Genomic DNA, 11,509 nt, shown 5'->3' with positions numbered 1-11,509 from the left:
GCTCCTCGAAGACCCGACATTGCGTGGAGCCGGCCAGCGGCCGGCACTACCTTCTCAGCATCCTGCGTGGAGCCGGCCAGCGGCCGGCACTACCGGGGCCGCGTCTCGCGCAGCGTCCACATCACCGGCAGTACCAGTATCGCGACCACCGCGATCATCGCCCCGGGGGCCGACGACCAGCCGGTATGCCGCACCAGCAGTTCGGCCAGCAAGGGCGTAGCACCGCCAAAGAACGCCGTGGCCATGGTGACGCCCAGTGCCAGCCCGCTGAGCCGCCCTTCGCCGGGGAACTGCTCGGCCGTGGCAGGGGCCGCCACCGCACTCACCCCACCGGCCAGACACGCCAGCACCACCGCCGCCAGACCGATCGCCACGGTGCTGCCGCCGGCCATCACCGAGAACATCGTCAACGGCAGCAGCGCCGACAGCGCGGCCAGCGCGATCAACACGGGGCGGCGCCCGACCCGGTCGGACAACGCGCCTGCCAGCGGCGTCACCACGATCACCGCCACCGCCGCGACCGTGGACAGCCACAACGCCTCCGATTCACTCACCTGCCCCACCGAACCGAGGAATGCGGGCACATAGGTGATGCCGACGTAATAGGTGATCGAGCCCAGTGCGGAGATCGCAAACGTGCGCGCAATCGCGGGCTTGTGGTGCCGCCAGCTATCGCGGATCGGCGACGTCGGCACGGTGCCCTCGGCCTGTTGCCGCTCGAACTCCGGCGATTCGTGCATGGTCGAGCGCGCCAGCAGGATCGCCCCCGCCAGCGCCGCGCCGACGAAGAACGGAATCCGCCAGCCCCAGCCATCCAGCTGCGCGGTGCTCAGCAGCGCGACGGTCAGCGCCGACAACGCCACCGCCAGCAGGGCCCCCACTTCGCTCGCGGCCGACGCCAGTGAGGTGACCAGCCCGCGCCTGCGCACGGGTGCGGTTTCCAGCAGATACGCCACCACGCCGGTGTATTCGCCGCCGACCGAAAAGGCCATCAGGCAGCGCAGCAGCAACAGCAGCACACCAGCGGTCGCGCCAATGCTCTCGAAGGTGGGCAGCAGCGCGGTGGCCAGCATCGCAACCGTCATCAGCAGCATCGAGGCCAGCAGCATGTAGCGCCGCCCGAAACGGTCGCCGAGATGGCCGAAGACCAGTGCCCCCAAGGGACGCATCAGATACGACACGGCAAACCCGGCCAAGGTGGCCAGCAACGCATTCTCGCCGCCACCGAAAAACACGCGCGACAACACCGTGGCCAGATACAGGTAAAGGGTGAAGTCGTACCACTCCACCACGGTGGAGAGGCCGGCGATGACCATCGAGCGCGTCTGCGGGCGCGCCGTGGGCGCGGTAGCGGCCGTGCTCAAGCCTGCATCCTGGAAACACGCAGGCCTTCGCGGCGCGGCAGTGGGCGAGATTGCATCGAGGGACTCCCGGCCGCCTGGGCCGCATCTGGACGGCGACAGCCTACGCCAGTCGATCTGCAGGCCGCGTCACAGGAGAGCGGTCTTGTCGCAACACGCCCTGCCTGTGCTCAGGCCACGGCCGCCGGCCGCACCGCACCCCGCCGATAGCTCAGCAGGCGGCCGTTGCCTGGCGCATTGCCTTCATCTTCGAACAGCCCCAGTTCCTCGGTCACATCGAAGCCCTGCAGGGCCATGCCACGCGAGAACGAGCCCACGTTGCCGCGGCCGGGATCGGTGATCAGCAGCTCGGCATCGGGCTTGGCGTGCCGTAGCATCATCGCCGCGATCTGATGGGCATGCCCTCGTTCGTAGAGGATGTCGCTGCCGATGATCAGGTCGAAGCGCCCCAGCGAACCGTCAGGGACCTCCCAGGGCAGGTCACGGTAGGTCACCGCCGGCAGGTCGTTGAGGCCGGCGTTGTAGGCCAGGAAGGATTCGGCCAGTGGATGGTGGTCGGTCGCCACGACATCCGCGCCGCGATGGGCCAGCACCAGGCTGGACAGTCCCAGCCCGCAGCCCAGCTCCAGGATCCGCTTACCGGTCACGTCGAAGTGGCTCATGGTATCGGCCAGCGCGCGGCCGGCCGGCCAGATCTGACCGAACAGGCTCCACAACGAAGAGTGGATGCCGGCCCGCTGGGCACGTCCGGTGGGATCGGAAAACTGCTGCAGATCGCTGAGCGCGCGGATACGGAAGTCGTGCCCGCCGACCGGGATGGTGAGAATGCGGGTGGTATAGCCCGGCATGTGCGCTCCGTGGGACACGGGAGTCTTCATTCCGCGGGCGGCATGAACGACTCTGAGAAAGGAGCGAAGGCGATCAGGTGTCGATCGCGCAGGACGCGCGTACGTGCGTGTTGCCCCCATCCTACGCCATGGGCGAGGACCTGGCTGAACGCCTCGGGGCGGCCTTGCGTGCGTTCGGCGCGGCGTTGCGCCCGGCAGGCGCGGCGCCGTAGCGCACCTGGCACACCGGGCAGAAGAACGCCCGCCGCCGGGTCGTGCCCGGGTAGGTCTTGCTGATCGGCCCGCCGCAGTGGGGACAGGTGCGCTTGGTATGCACGAGCCAATGCTGGCGCAATACGAACTGCCGCTTCCAGTCCAGGAAATCGAAACTGTACTGCCGCGCCTGTTTGATGATCTCGCCCAACTTGCGTGGCGGAAGCGCACCCACCGTGGATTCGGGATGCACACGCGTGCGGAACAGCACTTCGTTCTTGATGATGTTGCCGACGCCGGCAAAGATCTCCTGGTCCAGCAGCGCGTCGCAGATCAACGTTTCCGGCTGCTGCTTGAGCTTCCTGCGCGCCAGCCTGGGATCCCAGGCCAGGTCCATCACATCCCCGCGCCAGTCGTAGGTGTCCTCCAGCGCGCCGTCGATGTACTTCACCGACGAGGCATAGATGTTGAGCTCGCCGTTGTCGAACTGCAGCGACACCCGCGGTGGCGATGGCTTGCGCTCATCGATGCGATAGCTGCCGAACATCAGCATGTGCACGCGCAGGCTGAAGCCGCGGAACTCGATCAGGAAGTGTTTGCCCCAGCTGCGCAGGGCCACCACCCGCCGCCCCTCCATGCGGGTCAGGTCCAACGTACTGTTGCCGGTGGCCAGGCGCACGGTCTTGCCGCGGAACTTGGCGGCGGCCTCACGCAGGATGACGATGGAGGGACCTTCAGGCATGGGCGGGGTCCTGGAGGGTGGCGGCGCCGAGCAGGTCCTGCAGCCGCGCCGCATTGGCGATGGCGAACCCATGGGCAGTGTTGTCGAAGATTACCCAGCGCGCACCTGCTGTCCGCGCAGCAACCGTCCTGGCCAAATCCCGCAGTGCTGCGTCGTCATAGTCGCTGTAATACATGCGTGGCGCCCCATGCCATCGCCAGTAGCGCCATCTGGCGTCACCGCCCGGCTGGGCAGCCTCGGGAACCCGCGCAGGGTCCGCGCCGACACGCCCGATCGCATGCCGCTGCAGCAGCGCGTCGGCCTGCGGCGTGAACCAGCTGGCATGGCGCGGCTCGCAGACCACGCGCACAGCGGTGCGACGGCGCAGCATGCCGAAGAAGCCGGCCGCCACCCGCGCATCGAAGGCATGACTCGGCGGCAGCTGCAGCAGCAGCCCGCCGAGCGTGCGGCCCAGGCCGGCGGTTTCCTCAAGGAAGCGGTCCACCGCCGGACCGCAACCGCGCAGGGCCGCCTCATGCGAGATGGCCTTGGGCAGCTTCACCGAGAACCGGAACGTGGCCGGCACGCTCGCCGCCCAGCGTTCATACGTGCGCTGCTGGTGCGGCCGATAAAAAGAGGAGTTGATCTCCACCACCGGGAACCGCGTTGCGTAGCGCGCGAGCATGCTCTCGCCCGCGCCGGTCAATGCGGCGTAACGGCTGGGAATCGACCAGCCTGCGCATCCGATCTTGATCGACGGGGCAGGCATCGCTTACAGGCGGATCTCGCCGTCGTCCTCGCCCGACCAGTAGTGGATGCGGGTCGCCTTGACCTGGATCAGCACGATGCCAGGCGTATCCACGCCCTGCTTGAACCACCGCTCCAGGTCCGGGACCCAATGCGCCTGCAGGGTCGCACGGTCGCGGCTGAGCGTGGCATGGCCTTCCACGGCCACGAACAGCGGCGGCTTGCCCAGCAGCGATTTGCTGCCGGTGAAGGACAGCGCCACTTTCGGGTCACGCTCGATCTCGGCCACCATGTCGGCGCTGTCGAAGGCGAAAAAGTAGCTGTCGCCATCGTAGTCGACGTCGCCGTTGTTGCTCATCGGCCGGCCGGCGATCTCGCCGCTGGCGGTGTGGGTCTGCAGCATCGCGAAATCGATGCCGGCCATCTTCTTGGCCAGTTCGGGCAGGGTCAGCGTGGTCATGGAATCTCCGGGGGTCAGGGCTCGTGCGCCCAGCCTCCGCGCAGCCCGGTGACCGAGGCGTGCACAGCCACTGGCGGAAATTTCACACGGTCCGGAACGTGCTCCCATTGGGGAACAACGCCCACAGAGCACGGGTGAGCATCGCCGGATATACCGTCAGGTGATCCTCATCCGGCACCACGCGTGTCTCCAGCTGCAGGCCGGGATACCCGCGCCCGCGCAGGCGGTCGGCAAAGGCCTGGGTATGCGCGACCATGTCGTTGCGGGCGGCGAACGGCGCATCGGAGGCCGGGGTTTCGTGCGCGCCGATCGACAGCAGCACGCGGGCGTCAAGATCCGCATGCGCACTGGCGTAGTCCGCCTCGATCCGCTCGATCACATGCTGATCGAACCACAGCGAAGGACTGGACAGGATGTAGCGCTGGAACATCGCCGGACGCGTCAGCAACACGAAGGCGCCGAACAGACCGCCGTAGGAATGGCCGGCGAACGCCCGCTGCGCTGGATCGGTCCGGTAGCGCGCCTCGACCTGCGGCAGCACGTGCTGCGCCAGGAAATCCCGGTAGTGCGCGGCGCCGCCGTAGGTGATGCCATCGGTGTACTCGTCCCCGGGGCTGCGGGTGGGCCGGCTCGGGGTGTAATCACGCGAGCGGCTCTGCTGCGAGCTCAACCCGTCCTGCGGTGGCAGGCCAATCAGGATGAAGGGCGCCAGATGCGCACCGCCCTGCCCGACCATGTTGCGCACGCTGCGCGCGAGCGGAAAGCTGTACAGCGCATCGGTGACATACAGCACCGGGTAGCGCAGGTGTGTCTCCCGCGCGTAGCCGGCCGGCAGGGACACCCAGATCGGATAATCGCGGCCTACTGGATCGTGCATTGTCCAGGCCTCGGTGTCCGGCAGCACTACCCCGGGCATGGCGCATCCACACACCATCAGCGCGGCCGCAGCGTGATCAGCGTGATCTCGGACGGCACGCCGATACGTGCCGCGAAGCCCGGCCACAGCCCGGCACCGTTGCTGACATACAACGTCATGCCATCCACCTCGTAGCGCCCGGACACAAAGCCGCCATTGGCGCGCTTGACCAGCTGGTCCATGCCGACGATGTGGCCGCCGTGGGTGTGGCCGGAGAGCTGCAGCGCCACGCCCTTCGCGGCATTCGCGCGTGCTTCCACCGGACGATGGTCGAGCAGGATCACCGGCGCCTGCGGGTCCGCCCCGGCCAGTGCGGCCGTCAGGTCCGGCATGGGCAGACCGTAGCGCGCGGCCACTGGATCGGTGACACCGGCGATGGTCAACGTCGCACCGTCACGCTGGACCTGCGTGTGGGTGTTCTCCAGCACCTGCATGCCCTGCCCGCGGAAGGCCTGCATCCACTCGGCGTACTGCGCGTAGTACTCATGATTGCCGGTGATCGCGATGACGCCATCGGGCGCATGCAGCCTGGCCAGCGGCGCAAAGTCGTTGGCGCGGGCGCTGACGCTGCCGTCGATCAGATCCCCGGTGATCACCACCAGATCCGGATGCAGGGCATTGCTCTCGGTGACTACCTTCTCCACCCAGGCACCGGTGAGCAGGCGGCTGGCGTGGATGTCGGTGAGCTGCAGCACGCGGTAGCCGTCGAACGCGGCCGGCAGCCCCTCGATGGCGACCTCGATCTGCCGCGGCTTGGGGACCGCCATGCCCTGCCAGATGCCATAGGCGGACAGCAGCAGCGCCAACGTGCCCGCTGCAGGGCGCAGCCACGCCGCGCGCAGCATCGGCAGCACGCGCCGCGCCCGGACCAGGCGCGCGATCAGCAGCAGCGCATCCAGCACCAACACGAACACCGCACTGATCAGCAGCGTGGTGAACCCGGTCGCAAGCACCGCGATCACCGCTTTGGGAATCTCGGGCGAGGCCATGGTCCCAGCGAACTGGGCCACGATCCGGTGGTGCAGCGCCAGTGCGACCACCAGCAGGCCCAGTACGATCCGCACCGGACGCGACAACCGCAGCGGCCAGATCACGCGCCACACCAGATACAACGCAAGCAAACAGCCGATCACACTCAGCACAGGCACATCCTGGAAACGTGGGGGAATGGGCCGGCCGCATCGCTGCCGCCTCGCCCAGCCCTTTATCGTTGCCGAATCGCGCGGCGTGTTCCAGTGCAGGAGGTCGTGATGATTCAGGCAGAGCGCTGGCTTGCTTTCGCACGCGCTGCAGCGGCAGGGGGCTTCGCTGCACGCTTGCGCGCGATCGCGGCGCGGATCAAGGCCTTGAACGCGGTCGCGTAGATGCCCTCCAGGCTCGCATTGAACAGCCCCTTGGGATCGGGCAGCGCCGCGCCCTTGGCGAAGGTCAGCGTCACGGCCACCTTGTCGGTCTCGCCGGTACACAGGATGCCGCTGTGCTCCCACACGGGCACGCCTCGCCACTTCCAGGTGTCCACCACCGCCGGATCGACCTCGTGGATCAGGCGGCGGATGCGACTGGCTGCGCGCATCGATCTGCCGCGATGCGGACGGCTCGCTGGCTGCCGCAGCGCGCGGGGGCGCACGGGCGTTGGGCTGGCTGCCGGAGGTCAAAGGGAAGCGGACATTAATGCAATGTTATATTATTGCTTTTTAGTTCCCCCTTCCCCTCAGCGAGCGACCGCTGTCCGCTTGCCCTACCCCTGTTCTCACGGCTACTGAAAGGCACAAAGAGATGAAAACCAAGGCAATGGTGTCCGCCGTGCTGGCGACCCTGTGCGCCGGCGAAGCGCGCGCGCAGTCCAGCGATGCGGCGATCACGCTGGGCAGCGTGCATGTGCGCGAAGGCTCCCGCCGTCCCCTCGCTGCGAACCGCGTGCTGACCTCGGTGGATGTGATGGGGGGCGACCAGGTGCATGAGAAGAACGTCTCCAACAGCTGGGAACTGCTTGGCCAGATGCCGGGCATGCAATTGACCGAAACCCGCCAGGGCGCGGAGTCCGGCAAGGCCACCTTCCGCGCGTTCAACGGCGAGGGCTACCTCAACGGCATCAAGATCCTGATCGACGGCATCCCCAGCAACGTCAACAGCGGCAACCAGCGCTTCATCGACATGGTGTTCCCGCTGGACATCGACTACATCGAAGTCGTGCGCGGCACCAACGACCCCCGTTACGGCCTGCACAACATTGGCGGCAACATCAACCTCGGCACCCGCCAAGGCGGCAACTACACCGATGCGCGGCTCACCTACGGCAGCTACAACACCCGCGAAGCGCAGGTCGCGATCGGTCGCGAAGCGAACGGTGTCGCCCAGAACTACTTCCTGGCCTCACAGGCCTCCGATGGCTACCGCGATCATGACCGTTCGAAAAAATACTCGCTCGGCGGCAAGTGGTTCTACAGCGGCGACGAGGACCTGTTCACCATCGGCCTGATCGCACGGGTGTACCACCACGAGGCGGACGAGCCCGGCTTCATGACGGCTGAAGAGTTGGCCACCGACCGCCGCGGATCGGCGCTCAAGAATGCCAACGATCTCGACGACCGCGACATGCGCCATCTCAGCACCCATCTGGACCTGCAGCTGAGCGACACCGTGCATGTCAGCAACACGCTGTACTACAACCGCTACGAGGACGATCGGCAGGTGACCTTCACCCGTTACGTGCCCGGCAACGCGCCGCGCCAGCGCCGCCAGTGGGACGAGAAACAGACGGGCCTGCTCAGCACGCTGACCTGGGCGGCCATGCCTGCGCTGACAGTCGAGGGCGGTCTCAACGCCGAGCACCAGGACAACACGTACCGCCGCCTGCGCTACAACCACGCCGTCCCGACCGACTTTTCGACCCCGGCGCGGGTCCAGAACGATGACCGTTACACCTTGGACAACCTCGGTGCTTACGTGCAGGCCGTGTATCAGCCCACCCCTGCCCTGAAGATCGTGCCGGCCTACCGCGTCGACCGCTTCTCCGGCACCACCCGCCTGCCCGGTGGCATCACCGCCCCGCTGCAGCACTACGGCACGATCGAGCAGCCCAAGCTGAGCGTGGTCTATGCGATCACCCCGGCCTTGAACGTCTATGCCAACTGGGGCAGGACGTTCCAGGTACTGACCGGCTCCACCGCGCCGGCCTACCTCACCGCCGGCCAGGACACGTTCCGGCCCTCGATCAATACCGGCAAGGAGGTGGGCATCAAGTTCACCCCGGCCGTCGGCACCGACGCGCGCATCGCGGTGTGGCGCCAGGATGCAACCGACGAGGTCGCCAACATGCCGGCCACCGGCACCTCGGTCGGCCTGGGCCAGACCCGTCGCGAAGGCATCGACCTGCAGGTCACCGCGCGCCTGGGCGACCGGTGGACGCTGTGGGGCTCGCACGCCATCCAACAGGCCAAGGTGGTCAGCGCCTTCACCACCGACGGTACCTCCCTGGCCGGCAACGAGGTCATCGCCACGCCGCGCTACATCAGCAACATCGGCCTGGACTACCGCGCCAACGATCGTTGGACCTTCGGCCTGCAGGGCCGGATGCAGGGTGACTATTACATTGAAGAGCGCAACACGCAGGGCACGTTCGGCGCCTTCGCGGTGCTTGATGCCAGTGCGTCGTATCAGCTGTCCGAGCGGCTGAGCGTGGATGTACAGGTGAAGAACCTGACCGGCCGCGACTACGCCTATGCGTGGTACGACAACTTCTTCTGGGGCGGCGATGACCAGCCGATGTTCTCGCCCGCACCGGGGCGCTCGGCTTACGTGTCGTTGAACCTGAAGCTGTAGGGCAGCCCTGCCCTCACATCCGCTCGCCGGGCAGGCGGCTGGCCTGCTCCAGCCAGGTACGGAACTGCGCTTCGTCCAGCGGCACGCCTTCCTCGATATGCAGGTAGCGCGTGTCCTGGCTTTTCGAGGCGACTGGCGGAACCGGCTGCAGTAATCGCCCGCGGAAAAAGGCCACCTTGATGTGGAACGTTCGTCGCCATGGTGCCGTTCCCGTGGAAGACCCACCCGCGTTATAGACCGCGGCGGCGCTGGGAGCAACGGAGCGCGCCCGGCGGCCGGTGATTCAGATCCAGCGCTGGTCCAGCAGCTCGCGCTTGATATAGGCATAGAACACGGGCGCCGCGACCAGCCCTGGCAGCCCGAACGCGGCTTCCATCACCAGCATGGCGAGCAGCAGTTCCCACGCACGTGCCTGGATCTCGCCGCCGACGATGCGCGCGTTGAGGAAATACTCCAGCTTGTGGATGACCACCAGGTACAGCAGCGCGACCACGGCCACGTAGAACGACACCGACAGCGCGACGATGGTGATGACCGTGTTGGAGATGATGTTGCCCACCACCGGCAGCAGGCCGGCGAGGAAGGTGATCAGCACCAGCGTCTTGGACAGCGGCAGATGCACGCCGAACAGCGGCAGCACCCCGAGCAGGAAGATGGCGGTGAACAGCGTATTGAGCAGCGAGATCTTCACCTGTGCGAACACGACCTGCCGGAAGGCCGTGGCCATGCGGCTGGTGCGGCCGATCAGCTCCTGCGCCAGCGGCCCCATCTTGGGCAAGGGCAACTCGTCGTAGAGCGCGATCATCGCCCCCAGCACCATGCCGATCAGGATCCGCACGCTGATCTGCACGGCCGAGGTGCCGGCGATGCCGAGCTGCTGGCGGTGCGTCGCCGCCCAGTCGTTCATCGCCGTGCGCAGCGCCTGCAGGTCTTCCGGGATATAGGGCTGCAGCAGGTCCGGCACCTGGTGGCGGGAGGTGTTGAGGATGTCCATCAGGCGCATCAACAGCGCATCCGGGCCACCGGTCTCGTTGCGGAAGAACGAAGCGATGCCGATCGCCGCCAGGGTCAGCGCGCCGATGATCAACGCCGACAGGACGATCACCGAATAGGCCCGTGCGCGCCCGGGCGGCAGCTTGCCTTCGACGGTGGAGGCCAGCAGGTGGGTCAGGTGGAACACCAGCAGACCCGACAGCAGGGTCACCACCAGCCCGAGTTTCAAGGTCAGCCACATGCCCAGCAGCATCAGCACCCAGGCCGCGATGCGGGCGGTGGGCGGCTTGGGCAACGCGGGGATCACTATCGACATGCGGGCGCATCCTGACGGGTGGCCCATGGTAGTGGATGCGGCGCGGGCGCTGCAGTCGAGCCCCGCACCATCAAACTGAAATCCAGCGTCTGCTGAAGCGGTACATCGACACGTTCGATGATGGCAAGCAGCAGATGGACCGCGCGGGCACCGATCTCCCGCATCGGTTGCCGAATGGTCGTCAACGGGGGCGTGAGGTAACGCGACGGTGCCAGGTCGTCGAAGCCGACGACAGACAGACCATCGGGCACGCCGATGCCCAGATCCCGACAGGCCGCCAGCACGCCCAGCGCCATCTGGTCGCTGAAGCAGAAGACCGCGGTCGGCACCGACGCGCGGGCCAGCAGTTTCATCCCGGCCGCATGGCCGGATTCCACCGAGAAGTCACCCGGCACAACGCTCAGGTGACGCAGGCGACCGCGCGCCTTGCCGGCGGCCCGAACCCCTTCCAGCCGTTGCTGGTGCAGAGGATTGTCGCGCGGTCCACCGACCACGGCGATCCGCTCGTGCCCCAGCCCGTACAGGTGTTCCATCACGGCGCGCGCGGCGGCCGCGTTGTCGATGTGGACGCTGGGGATGCCCAGCGCGGGATCGAACTCGCAGCCGTTGACCACCGGCGCGGCACTGCCCTGCTGCTGGACGATGTCACGTGCCGTGGGCGGGAGGCGATGGCCCAGCACGATCAGACCATCGGCCTCGTTGCGCCGGAGCATCTGCGCGTAGCGCTCCTCGCGCTCGGGCAGGTTCTGGGTATCGCCCAGCAGCACGGCGTAGCCAACGGCCTGCGCCGCGTCCTCCGCGCCCTGCAGGATCTGGGCGAAGAACGGGTTGGCGATGTCCGGCACGGTGACCAGGATCTTGCCGCTGCGCTGGGTCTTGAGGGTTCTGGCCACCGTGTTGGGGACATAGCCCAGCGCGGCGGCCGCCTGCTCGATGCGCGCCCGCGTGGCCGGCAGCACTTTCTCCGGTCGGGACAGCGCCCGCGACACCGTGCCGGCCGAGACGCCGACGTGCTTTGCAATGTCGTAGATGGTGGCCATGGGGTTACCTCTTCCTTCCGCTGTGCAGTGCACAACGGGTCTTTCGAATGCCCCTGCTAGGATAATGCAATCGATTGCATCGAGGGCGAATCC

11 protein-coding genes and 1 pseudogene are annotated in these 11,509 nt (G+C 67.1%); 1 reads left to right on the top strand and 11 read right to left on the bottom strand.

Features of this window, described 5'->3' with window-relative positions:
• Positions 1-89: 89 nt before the first annotated feature.
• The 8 genes and pseudogenes from ABE483_RS16855 to ABE483_RS16820 form a co-directional block, all read right to left on the bottom strand.
• Positions 90-1,316, bottom strand: coding sequence for an MFS transporter (locus ABE483_RS16855; protein WP_313212080.1), 1,227 nt, complete (start codon positions 1,314-1,316; stop codon positions 90-92).
• A 215-nt stretch (positions 1,317-1,531) separates the two neighbouring features.
• Complete coding sequence (locus ABE483_RS16850; protein ID WP_121043308.1) at positions 1,532-2,209, bottom strand: methyltransferase domain-containing protein; 678 nt, start codon at positions 2,207-2,209, stop codon at positions 1,532-1,534.
• 121 nt (positions 2,210-2,330) lie between these two features.
• Entirely contained in the window at positions 2,331-3,143 is an 813-nt protein-coding gene (locus tag ABE483_RS16845) for a DNA-formamidopyrimidine glycosylase family protein (protein WP_313217562.1), read from the bottom strand.
• Positions 3,136-3,891: a DUF72 domain-containing protein gene (locus tag ABE483_RS16840; RefSeq protein ID WP_346482086.1), complete on the bottom strand. Its 756-nt coding sequence runs from the start codon at positions 3,889-3,891 to the stop codon at positions 3,136-3,138. The genes ABE483_RS16845 and ABE483_RS16840 overlap by 8 nt, the downstream gene beginning before the upstream one ends.
• A 3-nt stretch (positions 3,892-3,894) precedes the next feature.
• Entirely contained in the window at positions 3,895-4,329 is a 435-nt protein-coding gene (locus ABE483_RS16835; RefSeq protein ID WP_313212045.1) for a pyridoxamine 5'-phosphate oxidase family protein, read from the bottom strand.
• 82 nt (positions 4,330-4,411) lie between these two features.
• Positions 4,412-5,245, bottom strand: a complete 834-nt coding sequence (locus ABE483_RS16830) for an alpha/beta hydrolase-fold protein (protein WP_346482085.1) — start codon at positions 5,243-5,245, stop codon at positions 4,412-4,414.
• A gap of 17 nt (positions 5,246-5,262) precedes the next feature.
• A complete protein-coding gene (locus ABE483_RS16825) occupies positions 5,263-6,387 on the bottom strand; it encodes a metallophosphoesterase (protein ID WP_313212081.1) in 1,125 nt (374 codons plus the stop codon).
• A gap of 113 nt (positions 6,388-6,500) precedes the next feature.
• A pseudogene (locus tag ABE483_RS16820) lies at positions 6,501-6,830 on the bottom strand (DUF1801 domain-containing protein); the annotation flags it as partial.
• A gap of 191 nt (positions 6,831-7,021) precedes the next feature.
• Here ABE483_RS16820 and ABE483_RS16815 point away from each other — a divergent pair.
• On the top strand, positions 7,022-9,067 hold the full coding sequence (locus ABE483_RS16815) for a TonB-dependent receptor (protein ID WP_346482084.1): 2,046 nt from the start codon (positions 7,022-7,024) through the stop codon (positions 9,065-9,067).
• Positions 9,068-9,080: 13 nt separating this feature from the next.
• Here ABE483_RS16815 and ABE483_RS16810 read toward each other — a convergent pair whose 3' ends face one another.
• From ABE483_RS16810 to ABE483_RS16800, 3 genes are all read right to left on the bottom strand, one after another.
• On the bottom strand, positions 9,081-9,242 hold the full coding sequence (locus ABE483_RS16810; RefSeq protein WP_313212049.1) for a hypothetical protein: 162 nt from the start codon (positions 9,240-9,242) through the stop codon (positions 9,081-9,083).
• Between the two features lie 108 nt (positions 9,243-9,350).
• On the bottom strand, positions 9,351-10,376 hold the full coding sequence (locus tag ABE483_RS16805; protein WP_265309429.1) for an AI-2E family transporter: 1,026 nt from the start codon (positions 10,374-10,376) through the stop codon (positions 9,351-9,353).
• Positions 10,367-11,416: a LacI family DNA-binding transcriptional regulator gene (locus tag ABE483_RS16800; RefSeq protein ID WP_346482083.1), complete on the bottom strand. Its 1,050-nt coding sequence runs from the start codon at positions 11,414-11,416 to the stop codon at positions 10,367-10,369. Before ABE483_RS16800 ends, ABE483_RS16805 begins: the two co-directional genes overlap by 10 nt.
• Between the last annotated feature and the right edge of the window lie 93 nt (positions 11,417-11,509).

Origin of the sequence: Stenotrophomonas sp. TWI602, from assembly GCF_039674045.1 — a bacterium.
Lineage (GTDB): Bacteria > Pseudomonadota > Gammaproteobacteria > Xanthomonadales > Xanthomonadaceae > Stenotrophomonas.
This window is presented reverse-complemented; position numbering and strand designations above follow the sequence as displayed.